We start from the raw sequence: 18,176 nt of genomic DNA on the forward strand, positions 1-18,176 counted from the left end.
ATCAGCCCGGTGCGATTGGGGCCGAGATGCTTGGTCATGTAGCCGAAGGTGGCATAGGCGCCGACGCCGGGCACCAGGACCAGGGTGACGACGGCGGCGACGGTGCGCAGGTCGAAGGCCGGCGGGCCCATGACAGCCAGTTCGAAGGCCTGCACCGGCAGCATGACCAGCACGCCGGCAAAGGCGATGGCGGCGAGCCGGGCGCTGACGCTGAGCCGGCTCGGCCAGTGTTTCAGCAGCACGCTGTACAGGGCCCAGGAGACGGCGGCGGCGAGGATGATCAGGTCGCCCGGCGTAAAGCTCAGATGCAGGATGGTGGCCGGGTCGCCGCGCAGGATGATGGCCAGCACGCCGAGCAGCGCCAGCGCGGTACCGAGCCCCTGGCGCAAGGAGAAGCGCTCGGCGAACAGTGCGCGGCTGAGCAGGATGATCATCACCGGCGAGGTGGCGTAGATCAGGCCGATATTGGTGGCCGTGGTGGTGGTCGCGCCGTAATAGACCGCGGCACCGCAGATGCCCATGCCGAGGAAGCCGAGCGCGGCGAAAGCCTTCCATTCGCGCAGGAGGGCGGCACGGGCGCGCCACAGCTCGCGGCCGCAGAAGGGCAGCAGCACCAGCACCACGCCGATCCAGCGCAGTTCGGCCAGCGCCACCGGCGGGATCAGCCCGGCGGTGGCGCGCGCCATCACCATATTGGTGGTGAACATGGCGGGCGTGACGAACAGCAGGATTTGCGCGATGCGGAGATCGCGGCTGGAGGAGGGATGGTCCATCCGCGGCAGATTACGGGGCGCGGCGGTTCCAGACCAGAGCTTGACCCGGTGCGCCAGCCCGCCTAAGCCCATGGCATGCGCCGCTTTCCTGCCGAGTTTGCCGATCTGCTGACCCCCGGGGGCCAGGCCCTGCTGACCGGCCGCCATCCCCGGGCCGGCGCCCTGGCCGATCCGCGCACGCGCTTCCTGGCGCTGGACGGCCTGATCGATCCGCGTCCGGCCAAGGCCATCGCCGCGTTGCTGGACCGGGCTTTGCTGCAGCATCTGCGTGAAATGGCGCAGCCGATTCCGCCCGAGACGATCTGGGAGCAGACGCAGAATTATGCGGAAGTGCTGCCCAAGACGATGCGCCAGCGCACCGCGCATCTCGACAATGCGCGGTCGGCGGCGTTCAGGGCTGCCAGCGAGATTGGCCTGATCGCCATGCTGCGCTCAGACAGCTACCGGGCTTTCGCCGCCGCGCTGGCCGGGCGCTCCCTCAGGAAGAAATACGGCCTGCAGGCGATCGCCTATGGCAGCGGCGACTATGCCGGGCCGCATACCGATCATCATCCGGAAGAACCGGCTGCCCGGCACGGCTATCTCGACATGCATCTGAGCTTCGCCACGAATGCTGTGCGCGACCAATTCCTGGTCTATGCGAAAACCGGGCATTTCACCGAGATGGTGGAGGTGACGCAGACGCCCGGGCTGGTGACGGCCTACCGGCTGCCGTTCTGGCATTACACGACGCCGCTGCGCGCCAAGCCGAAGCAGGAGAAGAAGGCCCGGCGCTGGGTGCTGCTGGGCACGTTTCTCTTTTCAGAATAGGGCCTGTTTGCGAACAAAAGACCCTCTCCCGTGAAACGGGAGAGGGAGGGGCCCGACGCGAAGCGGCGGGAGGGTGAGGGTTTATTCCCGCAACGCTTCAGCAATCCGGGCAACGACAGCCTCAGCATTGGATAAAGCATCGTTGTTCCAGAGCCGGATCACCCGCCAACCTTGCGATTCAAGCCAGGCGGTCCGTCGCTGATCATTTTCATTGTCGAAATGCTGCCCGCCATCGACCTCGACGGCGAGCTTCCGTTCGATGCAGGCGAAGTCGAGGACATAGCTGCCCAATGGATGCTGGCGGCGAAATTTGCAGCCGTTCAGTTGCCGGGCGCGTAGCAATGACCACAGCCGGCGCTCGGCATCGGTCATGGTTTTGCGCAAGGAGCGGGCATCGGACATGGGCACAGGATAGCGGAAAAGGCCCTCACCCTCCCAGCCTGCGGCTGGGCCCCTCCCTCTCCCGCGAGCGGGAGAGGGTAATTGCAGACGCCCCCTCTCCCATTTCATGGGAGAGGGCAGAGGGGACTACGGCGCGAGATAGCCGCCCTTGGGAGCCGGTTCAAGTTTGCCGCCGGCGGCCTTCACCGCCTTGATATAGGCGGCTTCCGACTTGTAGGGGCCGAATTTCTTGAAATCATCGGGTGTGCAGGCGGTCAGTTTGCCCTTGTCGCCCGGCTTGATCTTGAAATAGCCGCCGTCGCGATGGATCACCGGAATGATCTTCTTCTTGCGGCTGAACACCCGACGCATGCTGGCCGAATGGCTTTTCATCGTGTCGTATTCTTCCGGGTCGAGCTTGAAGATGCGCTCGAAGGCGGCAATCATTTCCTGCACGAATTTGCGCTCCACCACCTGCATGTTGGAAATGATCCAGCAGCGGTCCTCGAAATCCCAGTAATAGGTCAGGCCGATGAATTTCCCGGCCTTGTCGAGATAGGGATAGAAGGGGAAGGAGCGGCAGGCAATGGTGCGGTTGTCGCGCTCGCAGAAGGCGGCGCCCTTGCACTCGACGGCGCAGGCATGGTCGTTCAGCTCATCGACGATACGGCGCGACACGGCATCGTTGGGCTTGTAGTCGAACCACAGGTCGGTGCGGCTTTTCAGCAGCTTGTATTCCGCCTTGTCGACCACCGGAATGGCATTCTCGGTCGAGCAGCAGACCGGCTGGCCGCCGTTCAGCGGCGCGCATTTGCGACCGCAATCCACGAAGGCGAGGTTGGCGTTGTATTGACTGTACAGGCTCGCGAAGTCCTGCGGTGCGATTCGGCGCTTGGTCATGGCCGGAACATACGCGGCGGCCATCTCTTCGCCAAGCGATAAGCTCAGCCCAATAAGAAGGCGGCAAACAGGATCAGTCCGACATCGCGGTTTGCCCGGAATTTGGTCAGACAGTCGGCGCTGTCATCGGGTTTCAGCGTCAGGGCCTGCCAGGCGAAATGCAGCGCAGCCAGGCCGAGGCCGATCCAGTAGGGCCAGCCGAGCCCCGCCATCCAGCCGACCACGGCCAGACCCAGCAGGGTGAGGTCGTAGAAGCCGGCAATCCACAGCCGCGCCCTGTCGCCGAACAGCCGGGCGGTGGATTTCACGCCGATCAGGGCGTCGTCTTCCTTGTCCTGCAGGGCATAGACGGTGTCGTAGCCCAGTGTCCAGACGATGCCCGACGCGTAGAGCACCAGCGTGATCCAGTCGAGCCGGCCGGCGACGGCGGCATAGCCCAGTACCGCGCCCCAGTTGAAGGCGAGGCCGAGGAAGAACTGCGGCCACCAGGTGTAGCGTTTCATGAAGGGATAGATGGCGACGAGGCCGAGCGAGGCGACTCCCAGCCAGATCGCCAGGGCATTCATCTGGACCAGGATCAGGAAACCGACCAGCGCCTGCGCCACCAGCCAGATCCAGGCCCCTGTCAGACTGACCTGGCCGGACGGGATCGGGCGCAGGCGGGTGCGTTCCACCCTGCCATCGAAATCGCGGTCGACGATGTCGTTGAAGGTGCAGCCGGCACCCCGCATCACCAGCGCGCCGATGCCGAACAGCAGGATCAGCCAGGCATCCAGCTCGGCTTCCGGCGGGCGGGCGAGAGCGATGGCCCACCAGCCGGGCAGCAGCAGCAGCCAGGTGCCGATCGGCCGGTCGAGCCGCGACAGCCGCGCATAGGGTCGCCAGCCGGCCGGCAGCCAGCGCTCGACCCAATGGCCGGCCACCGCGTCTGCCGGGGGTGCATCTGCGGGTGCCTGATCGGTGACTTCCGGGCTCGGCTTTGTCATAACGCTCCTGTAGTTGGTCCCGGATCGCAGCACAAGCGCATGACGGATGCAATCAAAGCCCGCCTTTACGTGACCGACGCGCTCAGCGCCGGCGGCTCCGTCACGCTGGCCGAAGATCAGACGCATTATCTGCGCCACGTGCTGCGACTTGCGCCGGGCGATGCCGTGGCCCTGTTCAACGGCCGCGACGGCGAGTTCCGTGCCGTGATCGCCGAGGCGAGCAAGAAGACCTGCCGGCTGGATATCGAGGCCGGGCTGCGCCCGTTTCAGGCAGCCCCGGATGTCTGGCTGTGCTTTGCCCCGATCAGGCAGGGCCGTATCGAGATGATTGTCGAGAAGGCCACCGAGCTGGGGGCGGGTCGCCTGCTGCCGGTGATCACGCGGCGCACGCAGATGCAGAAGGTGAATACCGGGCGGCTGGCGGCTCATGCGCGCGAGGCGGCCGAACAGTGCGAACGGCTCGACGTGCCTGAGGTCGCTGCCCCGGTCACGCTGGAGAAACTGCTGCAGGACTGGCCGCAGGATCGTCGGCTGTTCGTCTGCGCCGAACGCAGCGATACGCAGAGTTTATTGTCAGTTGCGGCAGGGACAGGCCCCTGTGCACTGCTGATCGGACCCGAAGGCGGCTTTGCGTCGGAGGAATTGACGCAGATCATGGCGTTGCCGCAGGCAGTGACGGTATCGCTGGGACCGCGTATCCTGCGGGCGGAGACGGCGGCCATTGCGGCTTTGGCTATTCTACAATCCGCGCGGCAGAATTAGACGGCCCCATCGGGGACGGACCTTGTGCCAGCGTCACCGAACCGCAGTATTCCGGGGCTGGACAACGCGTTATATCTGCCCCATATGCCCGGAGCAGCCGTTCGGCCTGCACCAGCAGATCGCATAACGATAATAAGAAGCACCGAGGTTTTCATGTCCGGACCGGCCCAGGCGCCAGAGACGCCGATTACATCCAAGGCGCAGCTCGTTGAATATCTGGCCGAGGGTTCCAAGCCGGAGGCAGACTGGCGCATCGGTACCGAACACGAGAAATTCGCCTACAACACGACCGACTTCCGTCCGTTGCCCTATGACGGCCGGGCCAGCATCAAGGGCCTGCTGGTCGGGTTGCAGCGTTTCGGCTGGGAGCCGGTGACCGAGGGCGACAACGTCATCGCGCTGACCATGAACGGCCAGTCGATCACGCTGGAGCCCGGCGGGCAGTTCGAGCTGTCGGGCGCGCCGCTGGAAACCATCCACCAGACCTGTATCGAAGTCGCGACGCATCTGAAACAGGTGCGCGAGGTCGGCGACGAGACCGGCATTGCCATGATGGGGCTGGGCTTCAATCCGAAATGGCGCCGCGAGGACATCCCGGTGATGCCCAAGGGCCGCTACAACATCATGCGTGCCTATATGCCGAAGAAGGGCAATCTCGGCCTCGACATGATGCTGCGCACCTGCACCGTGCAGGTGAACCTCGATTACGCCTCCGAAGCCGACATGGTGAAGAAATTCCGCACCAGCCTGGCGCTGCAGCCGCTGGCGGTGGCGATGTTCGCCAATTCGCCCTTCACGGAAGGCAAGCCGAACGGATACTTAAGCTATCGCAGTCAGATCTGGACCGACACCGATCCCGACCGCACCGGCATGCTCGGTTTCGTGTTCGAGGACGGCATGAGCTTCGAGCGCTACGTCGACCACGCGCTCGATGTGCCGATGTATTTCACCTATCGCGACGGCAGGTATATCGACGCCTCGGGCCAGAGCTTCCGCGACTTCATGCAAGGCAAGCTGCCGGCTTTGCCGGGCGCCACGCCCACGATGCGGGATTGGGCCGACCATATCACCACGCTGTTCCCCGAAGTGCGCATGAAGCGCTTCCTCGAAATGCGCGGCGCCGATGGCGGCCCGTGGTCGCGGCTCTGCGCCCTGCCGGCGCTGTGGGTCGGCCTGCTGTACGACAAAGGCGCACTGGATGCAGCCTGGGACCTGTGCCGCGACTGGACGCTGGCCGAGCGCGAGCAGCTGCGGCTCGATGCGCCGAAATACGGCCTGCACACGCCGCTGCGCGGCCGGCCGCTGAAACACTATGCCGAGCAGATGGTGCAGATCGCCATGGGTGGCCTGAAGGCGCGGGCGCGCCTGTCGCCGGCCGGCGAGGACGAGACGCATTTCCTCGAGCCGCTGGTGCGGATCGTCGAAAGCGGCGAGACGCCGGCGGAAGCCCTGCTGAAACTCTATAACGGCCGCTGGAACAAATCGGTCGATCCGGCTTTCACCGAACTGGCTTACTGACGAGCCAGATCCGCAGGCGTTCCGCGTCATACAGCGTGCGGGGCAGGTCGGTGGCCAGCGCCGGCGGCGGCGCGGCAATCACCTGTCGCAGAGCCTTCAGGGCATCGCGGGCCTGCGGCCATTGCCCGGCTTCCGCCTGCGCCGCGATGGCGGCGAGCCGGCGCGACCAGTCTTCCAGCACGGCGCGGCTGCCGCGCATGTCTTGCTCAACGAACCGTTCGTGGATGAAGCCGATCTGGCCGCGGATCATCACCGTCATGCGCCCGGCCAGGGCCGGTTCCTCCTCGGCCAGCGGCACGCGCAGCGCATCGAGATAGCGCAGGAGGTCGGCCAGATCCTGCTGCAGCGTGACCGGTACCGGCACGGCCGCGGCCGGCTGCAGTTTCTCCTGGTAGGCAACGAGGGCATCCAGCAGCAGGGTATCGGGCTCCGCACCAGAAAATTCGGTGACGATCACGCGGCGGGTGAACTCGCGCAGCGAGGCCATGCGCAGGTCGTGGCCGAAACGCGCTTTCGTTTTCACGCCGCGCAGCGACGGGATTTCCAGCGGATTGTCGACGCCATCCTCGCCGCGCAGATTCCAGAAGGCATGGCTGACATCGATTCTGCCCGGCCTGTCGGACAGTCCCGGGATGAAGAAGGCCGTGGTGGCGAAGCCGTTGGCATGGCAGGCCTGGCAGGACAGCCCGGCCTTGCGCGCGGTGCCGCCCAGCACATCCGGGCTGCGGAAGGCCAGTCGGCCGAATTCGACGTAGAAATTCTGTTTCTCTTCACCGTCGAGCCGTTCCTCGGGATGCCGCGTCAGGCTCTCGACCGACAGGCTGCCGGGCGGCAGCCATTCCAGCGCGCCGGCCAGCGACTGCGCCTGTGCGGCAGCAGGCGACAACGCGGCCAGAAGCAGAGCGAGGACGCGCCCGCGCATCTCAGGACGGCAGGTCAGTCGTCGCGGTGATAAGGCAGGCCGTGATTCATCTCGCGCGACGGCTGTTCGCATTCGCAGTCGCCGACGATCTTGGCCGGCACGCCGGCGGCCGTGCAATGCGGCGGCACCGGGATCAGCACCACGCTGCCGGCGCCGATCTTGGCGCCTTCGCCGATCTCGACATTGCCGAGAATCTTGGCGCCGGCGCCGATCAGCACGCCGCGGCGGATTTTCGGATGACGATCGCCGGTTTCCTTGCCGGTGCCGCCGAGCGTGACATTCTGCAGCATCGACACATCGTCATCGACCACGGCAGTCTCGCCGATCACCACGCCGGTGCCGTGGTCGATCAGGATGCCGCGGCCGAATTTGGTCGCCGGGTTGATATCGACGGCGAAGGTTTCCGAGCTGCGGCTCTGCAGCAGGAAGGCCATCGTCTCGCGGCGCTGGTGCCACAGCCAGTGGGCGACGCGGTGCGCCTGGATCGCCTGGAAGCCCTTGAAGAACAGCAGGGGCTTCAGGAAGCTGCGGCAGGCCGGGTCGCGCTCGTTGACGGCGACGAGGTCGGCGCGCACGGCATGGCCGATATCGGGATCGGAGTCGAAAGCCTCCTCGATCACCTCGCGCAGGCCCAGTGCCGGCAGCTCGGTGCTGCCCAGCTTCTGCGCCAGAATATAGCTGAGCGCATCTTCCAGCCGCTCGTGATGCAGCACGGCGGAATGCGCCATGCTGCCGAGCAGCGGTTCCTGCTGGGCGGCGACGGCGGCTTCCTCGCGGATACGCTGCCAGACCGGATCGTGCTTGAGCAGATCGGGACTGTTGAGTTTCTTGCTGACATTGCTGGGCATGAGATTTTCCCCCTCGTTCCCAGAATTCCTAAGCGGCCCTGGCGGTGCCGCCGACCGTCAAACCTTCAATCAGCAGCGTCGGCTGGCCGACGCCGACCGGCACGCCCTGGCCCGACTTGCCGCAGGTGCCGATGCCGGTATCGAGCTGCAGGTCGTTGCCGACCGCCTTCACCTGCTTCAGCACCTCGGCGCCGGCGCCGATCAGCGTGGCGCCCTTGATCGGTGCGGCGACCTTGCCGTCCTCAACCATATAGGCCTCGGTGCAGGAGAAAACGAACTTGCCCGAAGTGATGTCGACCTGGCCGCCGCCGAAATTGACGGCATAGATGCCCTTTTTGACGCTGCCGAGAATCTCGGCCGGATCGCGGTCGCCGGCCAGCATGAAGGTGTTGGTCATGCGCGGCATCGGGTTGTGGGCGAAGGACTGGCGCCGGCCGTTGCCGGTCGACTTCACGCCCATCAGCCGGGCATTCATGCGGTCCTGCATCAGGCCTTTCAGGATGCCGTCTTCGATCAGCACGGTGTTTTCGGTTGGCGTGCCTTCGTCGTCGATGGTGAGCGACCCGCGCCGCCTGTCCATGGTGCCGTCATCCACGATGGTGACGCCCGGCGCCGCCACGCGCTGGCCCATCAGGCCGGCGAAGACCGAGGTCTTCTTGCGATTGAAGTCGCCTTCCAGGCCATGGCCGATCGCCTCATGCAGCAGGATGCCGGGCCAGCCGGGGCCAAGCACCACCGGCATCTCGCCGGCCGGGGCCGGCACGGAGTCGAGATTGACCAGCGCCTGGCGCAGGGCATCGTCGACCTCGGCCTGCCAGTGCGACGGATCGAAGAACTGCCTGTAGCCGACGCGGCCACCGGCGCCACGGCTGCCACTTTCCATGCGGTCGCCCTGGCCGGCAACGACCGAGACATTCAGACGCACCAGCGGGCGGATGTCTTCGACCAGCTTGCCGTCGGCGCGCAGGATGGCGACCGCCTGCCAGCTGCCGGCCAGCGAGACCGAGACCTGCTTGACGCGCGGATCCCGGGCACGGGCATAGGCATCGATCGCCTGCAGCAGTTCGACCTTCTGCTCGAAGGGAATTTCGTTCAGCGGATTGTCATCGCCATAGAGATGGCGGTTGGTCGCGGCCGGGCCGACGCTCATCTCGCCGCCATGGCCGGCGCGCACGGCACGCACCGTCGTGGCGGCACGCCGGATCGCCGCCTCGCTGAGCTCGGAGGCGTGGGCATAGCCGGTCTGCTCGCCGGAGACGGCGCGCAGGCCAAAGCCCTGCGTGGTGTCATAGGCGGCGGCCTTGAGCCGGCCATCGTCGAAGGTCAGACCTTCCGACTGGCTGTATTCCAGGAACAGCTCGCCATCATCGGCGCCGCTGAGCGCATCGCCGACAAGGCTGTCCAGCCGCGCGCGGTCGAGCCCGGCGCGGGTGAAAAACAGGTCCTGGGCAGTGGACGCACCGGTCATGACGAACCTCGCAACAAGCCTGAAAACACTGGGAAAATCGGGAAACCGCCCGTGGTCCCGGATTATATGGCGCCGCGGTTAAGAAAAATACAGCCCCCTGCCGCCTCCGGGAGCCTCAAATCGGCGTGCGCCGGCCGCCACGGCAGGCCGCTAATTGCGGCGACGGCGGTCACTCTGGCGGAGCAGTTCGCCCATGTCCTCGGGCGGCACCGGCCGGCTGATCAGATAGCCCTGCATTTCGCTGCAGCCGACGCCGCGCAGGAAATCGCGCTGGGCGGCGGTCTCCACGCCCTCGGCCACCACCGGCAGATCGAGACCGTTGGCCATACCGATCATGGCGCGGACCAGCGCGATGTCGCGGTCGTTGCCGGGCAGGTCGGCGATGAAGGCGCGGTCGAGCTTGATCTTGCGGATCGGCAGCCGCTGGATGTAGCTCAGGCTGGAATAGCCGGTGCCGAAATCGTCCAGGGCGGCATCGACGCCGATCTCGGCCAGCTCGCGGATCGCCTGCACGGTGGCTTCCATATTCTGGATCGCCGCCTGTTCGGTGATCTCGATGCCGATGAAGGAGACCATCTCGGGTTCCTCCTGTGCCATTTTGCGGAAATGCGCCGGCAGGTCGTCGCGGATGAACTGCTGGCCCGAGACGTTGACGAAGACGCGGCGCGGTTCGATGCCGGCGCGGCGCCAGGTGCGGATCTGTTCGGCGACGGTGGCGAAGACCCAGCGCGTGATCGGAATGATGCTGCCGGTTTCCTCGGCCAGCGGAATGAATTCCGACGGCGAGATGGCGCCGAGATCCGGGTGTTTCCAGCGCAGCAATGCCTCAATGGCGCAGATCGCGCCGGTGGCCGTCTCCACCACCGGCTGGTAGACGACATGGAATTCGCCGTTCTCCATGGCGGCATCGAGATTCATGGTCAGACGCAGGCGCCGTTCCGCGGCGCGGGTCATTTCCGGGCTGTAGAAGCGCGTCGAATCGCCGCCGGCCGAGCGCACCAGTTTCATCGCCAGTTCGGCCTTGGCCATGGCATCGCCGATCTTCTCGGCGGGATCGTCGACGATGGCGGCGCCCATGCTGACTTTCAGCGGCACCAAACGGCCATCGGCCGTGATCGGCTTGGTCAGATGCGCGTGTACCGCCTGCGCCAGGTTGAGCGCGTTGTTCAGATCGTTCACGCCGGCCAGCGCGGCGAACTGATCCGCGGCGATCCGTCCGATCAGCGCCTCGCGCGGCAGCACTTCGCCCAGCCGCTCGGCAATGCCCTTCAGCACCAGGTCGCCGATATGGTAGCCGAAGCCTTCGTTGATATCGCGGAAGCCGTCCATATCGAGATTGAACAGCACCCACAGTCCGCCATCGAGGCGATGCTGGGCGCCCAGCATGCGCTCGGTCTCCGCGATGAAACTGGCGCGATTGAGAATGCCGGTCAGCGGGTCGTTGCGGCTGGCGAATTCGGCGCGCAGTTCGACGTCGCGGCGGTCCGAAATGTCGCGGATCAGGCCGATGAAGGCCGGGCCGTCCTCGCCGGCATATTCACCGACGCTGATATGGATCGGGAAAATCTCGCCGGATTTCTTGCGCCCGAGCGTGTCGCGGCCGAGGCCGAGGATTTTCGCCCGCTTGGTGGTCAGGTAGTTGCGCACGTAGGAATCGTGACCGGAGCGGAACGGCTCGGGCATCAGCACCTTGACATTCTGTCCGTTCAGCTCGCCGGGCGCATAGCCGAAGATCACGGCGCAGGTATCGGTGGCACTGACGATATGACCCTGCCCGTCGATGGTGAGCATGCCCTCATTCATGGTCGAGAGCAGGTCGCGCAGCGTCTCGGCCATGTCGCTATCGCTGCGGCGCTGGATCGGCGGTTCAGGTTTGCGCGTCTGCACCGGCGGCGGGTGCGGTGCGGGTGCAGACGGCTCGGCCAGCGGCACCGGCGGCGTCCACTCCTGGTCGGCGTCAGACAGCAGGCGCCAGTTCGGGAAGGTCATCTGCGCCTGGGTGCCGCTGCCGACTGCGCTGCTCAGAGCCAGCGAGCCGCCATGCAGTTCCATCAGGCGCTTGCTGATCGACAGGCCGAGGCCGGTGCCGCCATGCTGACGCGCCACCTCGGCCTTGGCGAGCTGAAACGGCTCGAAAATATGCTCAAGCCGCTCGGATGTGATGCCGATACCGGTATCGATCACCGTCAGCGACGGCGTGCCATCAGGCAACTGGCGGAATACCACGTCGATGGTGCCGCCGCTGGGCGTGAATTTCACCGCATTGCCCAGCAGGTTGATCAGCACCTGCTTGATGACGCGTTCATCGGCGCGCAGCTGCGGCAGAATCTCGGGCGAAAGGTTGCGCAGCGTGATGCCGCCACGCTCGGCCTGCGGCCGCACCATGGTCAGCGCCGACTGGATTACGGTGGAGAGGTCGACGGCCTTTTCATCGAGCGCGTAATAGCCGGCCTCGATGCGCGACATGTCGAGAATGTCGCCGATCAGGGCGAGCAGGTGCGTGCCCGAGCCGTTGATGTCGCGCGCATAGTCGACATAGCGCGGCACACCGACCGAGCCGAACATCTGGTCGCGGATGATTTCGGAAAAACCGATGATGGCATTCAGCGGCGTGCGCAGCTCATGGCTCATATTGGCCAGGAACTGGCTCTTGGCGCGATTGGCTTCCTCGGCCTGGCGGAGCGCGGCCTCGATGCGGCGCTGCTGCCGGTACTGTTCGGTGATATCCCGGCCCGAGCCGCGATAGCCCATGAAGCGGCCGTTGGCATCGAAGACCGGCTTGCCGTTGATCTCGATCCATAACTCGTTCTCGTCGGTCAGCGAGCAGTAGCGGAAGCTGCGGAAGGGTTCGTGACGGTCAAGCTGGCGGCGATGCTCCTCCCAGAACAGGGTATCGGCCTCGTTGTCGCCCTGGGTGGCGACTTCCCAGCGGCAGCGGCCGAGGAACATGGCGCGCAGGGCCGAGGTCTGGGCGGAGGCGGAATCCGAAATCCAGGTGAAGCGGTGGTCGACGTCGGTTTCCCAGAACCAGTCCGAAGCCAGTTCGGCGAAATCGCGCAGTTTGTATTCGGCCACCTGCAGGGCGACCTGGTGCATCTTTTCCGGTGTGCTGGCCTCGGCGATCACCATCAGTCCGGTGACGTGACCATTATTGTCGTTCAGGGGGGCGACGGTCAGGCCCTGGCAGAGCCAGCCATTGGCCCAGCGGATCAGGGTATTACCGATCTGCCGGCGGCCTTCGCGCCGGGTCATGTCGAGCAGGTCGCGGACCTTGGTCACTTCGCCAAGCGCAAAACCGGCGGACAGGCCCTGGCCGGCCAGGGCCTCGGCATTCATCTCGGTGAGGGCAGCATAGGCAGTGTTGCAGGACACGTACCGATAGTCATCACCGGGACCGTACTCAACCGTAAATGCCGGCCGATCAAGCCAGTCGAGTATGTCCTGCGTCAGTTTCCGCTGGTTCGGATCGAGCATGCCCTAAGCCCCCGCAAGAGGGCAGCTTAGGGGGCCGGCCGGGACGGCGCAAGCGCAAGCCAAATCAATGCTTAAGGAGGCAGGTGAGGGGGGTGCGGGAGCGGAGCGACAAATCGTCGCACAAGGGCGCCAGACGGCGCCCGGCAGGCTGGGCGCGCGGCAAGCGGCAGTGTATGGTCCGGCCTCGAAAGTGTTTAGACTCCCAAGTCATTAAGCGAGGGTATTGAACGATGGGGTGGACTTCGTTTGCGGCCGTCCGCTGGGCCGCACGCCGTGTTTCGGCTTTGACCGCGGCTCTGGCCGTTCCCGGGCTGGCTTTGGCCGCCCTGATCTCCGGCACCGCTCCGTTCTCTGCGGCAATGGCCGCCGATAACGGTACCCCCGGCCTGCCGACGCCCTGGCACCTCGGCATGCAGCCGGCCGCCGGCCCGGTGGCTGTCGAGATGCACAATTTCCATGATCTGCTGATGTGGATCATCGTTTTGATCACGCTCTTCGTGCTGGCGCTGCTGATCTACGTGATGGTGCGCTTCCGCGCCTCGGCCAATCCGGTGCCGTCAAAGACCTCGCACAACACGCTGATCGAAGTGCTGTGGACCGTGGTGCCGATCCTGATCCTGATCGTGATCGCGGTGCCGTCGTTCAAGCTGCTGTATTTCGCCGACAAGACCGCCAAGCCGGAGCTGACCATAAAGGCAATCGGCAAGCAGTGGTACTGGTCCTACGAATACCCTGACAACGGCAACTTCACCTTCGACGCCACGATCATCCCTGAGAATGAAATCAAGCAGGGCCAGCATCGCCTGCTGGAAACCGACAATGTCGTGGTCGTGCCGGTCGAGACCAATGTCCGCCTGCTCATTACTGCTGCCGACGTCATTCACGCCTGGGCCATGCCGGCCTTCGGCGTGAAGAAGGACGCCGTGCCAGGCCGTACCAACGAGACCTGGTTCCGCGCCGAGCGTGAAGGCACCTATTACGGCCAGTGCTCCGAAATCTGCGGCGCCTATCACGGCTACATGCCGATCAAGGTGCAGGTGGTTTCCAAGGAGGCCTTCACCAAGTGGGCCGAGGAAGCCAAGCAGAAATTCGCCACTGTCGATGGTCCGTCGCCGCGTCTCGCTGACGCGCGCGCCGCCCAGTAACTGCAAGATCAGGAGTAGGGGAGCGCTATGGCTCAGACTCACGCCCACGCGGCCCATGACGGCCATCATCACGACGAGCATCACACGCCGACCGGTTGGCGTCGGTGGATGTATTCCACCAACCACAAGGATATCGGTACGCTGTATCTGATCTTCGCCGTGATCGCCGGTCTGATCGGCGGTCTGTTCTCGGTGCTGATGCGCGCCGAACTGATGAGCCCCGGTGACGGCATCCTGGGCGGCAACCATCACCTGTTCAACGTGCTGGTCACCGGCCATGGCCTGATCATGATCTTCTTCATGGTCATGCCGGCGATGATCGGCGGCTTCGGCAACTGGTTCGTGCCGCTGATGATCGGGGCGCCGGATATGGCCTTCCCGCGCATGAACAACATTTCCTTCTGGCTGCTGATTCCTTCCTTCGGCTGCCTGCTGCTCTCCACCATGGTGGAAGGCCCGGCCGGCGGTCTCGGCATGGGCGGCGGCTGGACCATCTATCCGCCGCTGTCGTCGGATGTCGGCCATCCCGGCCCCGCCGTCGGCTTCGCCATCCTGAGCCTGCATATCGCCGGCGCCTCGTCGATCCTGGGCGCGATCAACTTCATCACCACCATCTTCAACATGCGCGCGCCGGGCATGACCCTGCACAAGATGCCGCTGTTCGTCTGGTCGGTGCTGATCACCGCCTTCCTGCTGCTGCTGTCGCTGCCGGTTCTGGCCGGTGGCATCACCATGCTGCTGACCGACCGTTATTTCGGCACCGCCTTCTTCAAGCCCGAGGGCGGCGGCGACCCGATCCTGTTCCAGCATCTGTTCTGGTTCTTCGGCCATCCCGAAGTGTACATCCTGATCCTGCCCGGCTTCGGCATCATCAGCCAGATCATCTCGACCTTCTCGAAGAAGCCGGTGTTCGGCTACCTCGGCATGGCCTATGCCATGGTCGCCATCGGCGTGGTCGGTTTCGTGGTCTGGGCGCATCACATGTACACGGTGGGCCTGGACGTCGACACCCGCGCCTATTTCACCGCTGCCACCATGGTGATCGCGGTGCCGACCGGCGTGAAGATCTTCTCCTGGATCGCCACCATGTGGGGCGGTTCGATCCGCTTCACCGTGCCGATGCTGTTCGCCATCGGCTTCATCTTCCTGTTCACGGTCGGCGGCGTCACCGGCGTCGTGCTGGCCAATGCCGGTGTCGATACCTACCTGCACGATACCTATTACGTGGTGGCGCATTTCCACTACGTGCTGAGCCTCGGCGCCGTGTTCGCCATCTTTGCCGGCTTCTACTACTGGTTCGGCAAGATGTCGGGTTACGAGCTGAGCGAGACGGCCGGCCAGATTCATTTCTGGACCACCTTCATCGGCGTCAACCTGCTGTTCTTCCCGATGCACTTCCTCGGCCTGCAGGGCATGCCGCGCCGCATTCCGGATTATCCGGATGCCTTTGCCGGCTGGAACTATGTCGCCTCGATCGGCGCCTACATCGCCTTCGCCTCGACGCTGTTCTTCGTCGGCTCGGTGATCTACGCCTTCATCAAGAAGAAGAAGGTGGCGGACAATCCGTGGGGCGAAGGCGCCACCACGCTGGAATGGACGCTGTCCTCGCCGCCGCCGTTCCACCAGTATGAGAAGCTTCCGGTCATCAAGTAAGATCGGAACTCCAGCCCCGGGAGTTCATGCGTGTCTGACGCCAGTTTCATCGGACAGGTAAACGAGGCCGGCAATGCCGGCCTCGATGCCGCTTACGACAAGACCGGCGAAGCCCGCCCGGCCGACTATTTCGCGCTGCTGAAGCCGCGCGTGATGTCGCTGGTCGTGTTCACCGGCCTGGTCGGCATGGTTCTGGCGCCCGGGACTCTGCACCCGGTTCTGGCGATAACGGCGCTGCTCTGCATCGCCATCGGGGCCGGGGCCTCGGGCGCGATCAACATGTGGTACGACGCCGATATCGATGCGGTGATGACCCGCACGCAGGGCCGCCCGATTCCGCAGGGTCGCATCAGCCGCGACGAGGCACTCGGTTTCGGCTGCGTGCTGTCGGTCGGTTCGGTGCTGGTGATGGGCCTGGCGGTCAACTGGGTGGCGGCCGCCATCCTGGCGCTGACCATCGGCTTCTATGTCTTCATCTACACGATGTGGCTGAAGCGCCGCACGCCGCAGAATATCGTGATCGGCGGTGCCGCCGGCGCTTTCCCGCCGATGATCGGCTGGGCAGCCGTCACCGGCGATCTCTCGCTGCTGCCGATGCTGCTGTTTGCCATCATCTTCATGTGGACGCCGCCGCATTTCTGGGCGCTCGCGCTGTATCGCTCCGATGACTATGCCCGCGCCGGCGTGCCGATGCTGCCGGTGGTGGCCGGCGACCGCGAGACGCGGCGCCAGATCCTGCTCTACAGCCTGCTGCTGGTGCCGATCACCCTGAGCCCCTGGATACTGGGGCTTGCCGGCCCGCTCTATGGCAGCGCGACCGCTGTGCTCGGCGCGATTTTCCTCGGCCTCGCCGTCCGCATCTGGCGCGGCACCGGTGACCGGGCCGCCAAGCACATGTTCGCCTATTCGATCCTCTACCTGTTCCTGCTGTTCGCGCTGCTGCTGGCCGAACGCGGACTCGGCTGGGGGGCATGAACGCGATGCCGATGAACGACGAGCATAAGCGCCGCCGGGCGCGCAATATCGCATTGGCAGTGGTGCTGTTCGCGCTGGTCGTGCTGTTCTACTCCATCACCATCGTTCGCATGGGCGGAGGTGCGCATTGAGCGCCGATCTGCAGCGCAAGAACCGGCGGATCGCGCTGTATTGCACGACGACGGTTGCGGTGATGGTTGCCGGCGCCTTTGCCTCGGCGCCGCTCTACGACATGTTCTGCCGCGTCACCGGCTTTGCCGGCACGCCGCTGCGCGCCGCCCAGGCGCCGGGTGTGACTGATCCGGACGAAGCATTGGTAACCATACGCTTCAACGCCGATGTGGCGCCGGGCATGCCCTGGCAATTCCAGCCGGTGCAGCGCGAAGTGAAGGTGCGCCCGGGCGAGGAAACGCTGGCCTTTTACCGCGCCACCAATCCGACCGCGCGGACCGTGACAGGCACGGCAAGCTTCAACGTGACACCTGAAAAGGCCGGCCAGTATTTCAACAAGATCGCCTGCTTCTGCTTTACCGAGCAGCAGCTCGGCCCGGGCCAGACCGTCGATATGCCGGTTTCCTTCTTCGTCGATCCCGAAATTCTCAAGGATCCGAAAACCCGTGATGTCGTCGACATCACCCTGAGCTACACCTTCTTCCGCAAGGAAGATTCCACCCGTGTCTCCGACCGCGGCGGTGCCGCCCGGCCGGTCAACTAGAGTCCGTTAAAGGGGGTATCACCATGGCCAGTAGCGCCCGCAACCACGATTACCATCTCGTAGACCCCAGCCCGTGGCCGTTCATCGGCGCGATGGGCGCCTTCGCGCTCGCGATCGGTGCGGTCTATGCCTTCCATGGCCACAGCTATCTATGGACGCTGCCCGGCCTCGTGGTGGTGCTGTACACAATGGCCGCCTGGTGGGGCGACGTGATCAAGGAAGCCGAGCATGACGGCCACCATACGCCGGTGGTGCAGCTGCATCTGCGCTACGGCATGGTGATGTTCATCGCCTCCGAAGTGATGTTCTTCGTCGCCTGGTTCTGGGCCTATTTCGGCGCCGCGCTGTATCCGACCGAGGCGATCGGCCATCAGTGGCCCCCGGCAACCATCGAAACCTTCAATCCGTGGGAACTGCCCTTCGTCAACACGCTGATCCTGCTGCTGTCGGGCACCACGGTGACCTGGGCGCATCACGCGCTGCTGCATGGCGACCGCAAGGGCCTGGTGCAGGGCCTGACGCTGACGGTGATCCTCGGCGTGCTGTTCACCGCCTGCCAGGCGTTTGAATACAGCCATGCCGCCTTCGGTTTCACCGATGGTATCTATGCCTCGACCTTCTACATGGCGACCGGCTTCCACGGCTTCCATGTCATCATCGGCACGATCTTCCTGCTGGTCTGCCTGATCCGCGCCATGAAGGGCCATTTCAAGCCGGACCATCATTTCGGCTTCGAGGCGGCGGCCTGGTACTGGCATTTCGTCGACGTGGTCTGGCTCTTCCTGTTCACCGCCATCTACTGGTGGGGCTCGGGCACGCCGGCCGCCCATTAAGGTCTCCAGCGAT

At 64.9% G+C, this 18,176-nt stretch carries 17 protein-coding genes; 9 read left to right on the forward strand and 8 right to left on the reverse strand.

What is annotated here, in order from left to right:
• Window positions 1–773 (reverse strand): DMT family transporter (locus tag OJJ21_RS02610; protein ID WP_297682824.1); only part of this gene is annotated, 773 nt, incomplete at its 3' end.
• Window positions 774–848: 75 nt separating this feature from the next.
• On the opposite strand from OJJ21_RS02610, the gene OJJ21_RS02615 reads away from it, so the two are divergent.
• Complete coding sequence (locus OJJ21_RS02615; RefSeq protein ID WP_297682825.1) at window positions 849–1,583, forward strand: hypothetical protein; 735 nt, start codon at window positions 849–851, stop codon at window positions 1,581–1,583.
• Between the two features lie 81 nt (window positions 1,584–1,664).
• On the opposite strand, the gene OJJ21_RS02620 is transcribed toward OJJ21_RS02615, so the two are convergent.
• From OJJ21_RS02620 to ubiA, 3 genes are all read right to left on the reverse strand, one after another.
• Window positions 1,665–1,985: an endonuclease domain-containing protein gene (locus OJJ21_RS02620; RefSeq protein WP_297682826.1), complete on the reverse strand. Its 321-nt coding sequence runs from the start codon at window positions 1,983–1,985 to the stop codon at window positions 1,665–1,667.
• 126 nt (window positions 1,986–2,111) lie between these two features.
• Entirely contained in the window at window positions 2,112–2,864 is a 753-nt protein-coding gene (locus tag OJJ21_RS02625; protein WP_297682827.1) for a hypothetical protein, read from the reverse strand.
• A gap of 44 nt (window positions 2,865–2,908) precedes the next feature.
• Window positions 2,909–3,850, reverse strand: coding sequence for a 4-hydroxybenzoate octaprenyltransferase (gene ubiA / locus OJJ21_RS02630; RefSeq protein WP_297682828.1), 942 nt, complete (start codon window positions 3,848–3,850; stop codon window positions 2,909–2,911).
• A 39-nt stretch (window positions 3,851–3,889) separates the two neighbouring features.
• Here ubiA and OJJ21_RS02635 point away from each other — a divergent pair, with 39 nt between their 5' ends.
• Both OJJ21_RS02635 and OJJ21_RS02640 read left to right on the forward strand, forming a co-directional pair.
• Entirely contained in the window at window positions 3,890–4,612 is a 723-nt protein-coding gene (locus OJJ21_RS02635; protein WP_297682829.1) for a 16S rRNA (uracil(1498)-N(3))-methyltransferase, read from the forward strand.
• Window positions 4,613–4,765: 153 nt separating this feature from the next.
• Window positions 4,766–6,130 carry a glutamate--cysteine ligase gene (locus OJJ21_RS02640; protein WP_297682830.1) on the forward strand — a complete coding sequence of 455 codons (1,365 nt, stop codon included), beginning with the start codon at window positions 4,766–4,768 and terminating at the stop codon, window positions 6,128–6,130.
• On the opposite strand, the gene OJJ21_RS02645 is transcribed toward OJJ21_RS02640, so the two are convergent.
• The 4 genes from OJJ21_RS02645 to OJJ21_RS02660 all read right to left on the reverse strand — a co-directional run bounded on the left by OJJ21_RS02645 (window position 6,111) and on the right by OJJ21_RS02660 (window position 12,842).
• Window positions 6,111–7,052, reverse strand: coding sequence for a hypothetical protein (locus OJJ21_RS02645; protein WP_297682832.1), 942 nt, complete (start codon window positions 7,050–7,052; stop codon window positions 6,111–6,113). The genes OJJ21_RS02640 and OJJ21_RS02645 overlap by 20 nt on opposite strands.
• 14 nt (window positions 7,053–7,066) lie before the next feature.
• Window positions 7,067–7,900: a serine O-acetyltransferase gene (cysE, locus tag OJJ21_RS02650; protein ID WP_297682834.1), complete on the reverse strand. Its 834-nt coding sequence runs from the start codon at window positions 7,898–7,900 to the stop codon at window positions 7,067–7,069.
• A gap of 28 nt (window positions 7,901–7,928) precedes the next feature.
• On the reverse strand, window positions 7,929–9,368 hold the full coding sequence (tldD, locus tag OJJ21_RS02655; protein WP_297682836.1) for a metalloprotease TldD: 1,440 nt from the start codon (window positions 9,366–9,368) through the stop codon (window positions 7,929–7,931).
• A gap of 150 nt (window positions 9,369–9,518) precedes the next feature.
• A complete protein-coding gene (locus OJJ21_RS02660) occupies window positions 9,519–12,842 on the reverse strand; it encodes an EAL domain-containing protein (protein ID WP_297682838.1) in 3,324 nt (1,107 codons plus the stop codon).
• 230 nt (window positions 12,843–13,072) lie between these two features.
• Here OJJ21_RS02660 and coxB point away from each other — a divergent pair, with 230 nt between their 5' ends.
• From coxB to OJJ21_RS02690, 6 genes are read left to right on the forward strand one after another with little or no spacing between them, the layout of a single operon-like run.
• Window positions 13,073–13,987 (forward strand): cytochrome c oxidase subunit II, encoded by a 915-nt coding sequence (gene coxB, locus OJJ21_RS02665; protein WP_297682840.1) that lies wholly within the window; start codon window positions 13,073–13,075, stop codon window positions 13,985–13,987.
• Window positions 13,988–14,014: 27 nt separating this feature from the next.
• A complete protein-coding gene (gene ctaD / locus OJJ21_RS02670) occupies window positions 14,015–15,640 on the forward strand; it encodes a cytochrome c oxidase subunit I (RefSeq protein ID WP_297682842.1) in 1,626 nt (541 codons plus the stop codon).
• A 30-nt stretch (window positions 15,641–15,670) separates the two neighbouring features.
• Window positions 15,671–16,615: a heme o synthase gene (locus OJJ21_RS02675; RefSeq protein ID WP_297682844.1), complete on the forward strand. Its 945-nt coding sequence runs from the start codon at window positions 15,671–15,673 to the stop codon at window positions 16,613–16,615.
• Window positions 16,612–16,746, forward strand: coding sequence for a hypothetical protein (locus tag OJJ21_RS02680; protein ID WP_297682846.1), 135 nt, complete (start codon window positions 16,612–16,614; stop codon window positions 16,744–16,746). The genes OJJ21_RS02675 and OJJ21_RS02680 overlap by 4 nt, the downstream gene beginning before the upstream one ends.
• Window positions 16,743–17,330, forward strand: coding sequence for a cytochrome c oxidase assembly protein (locus OJJ21_RS02685; protein ID WP_297682848.1), 588 nt, complete (start codon window positions 16,743–16,745; stop codon window positions 17,328–17,330). The genes OJJ21_RS02680 and OJJ21_RS02685 overlap by 4 nt, the downstream gene beginning before the upstream one ends.
• 23 nt (window positions 17,331–17,353) lie before the next feature.
• Entirely contained in the window at window positions 17,354–18,163 is an 810-nt protein-coding gene (locus OJJ21_RS02690; RefSeq protein WP_297682850.1) for a cytochrome c oxidase subunit 3, read from the forward strand.
• The last annotated feature ends 13 nt before the right edge of the window (window positions 18,164–18,176 follow it).

It is taken from the genome of Ferrovibrio sp. (assembly GCF_025869515.1).
Lineage (GTDB): Bacteria > Pseudomonadota > Alphaproteobacteria > Ferrovibrionales > Ferrovibrionaceae > Ferrovibrio.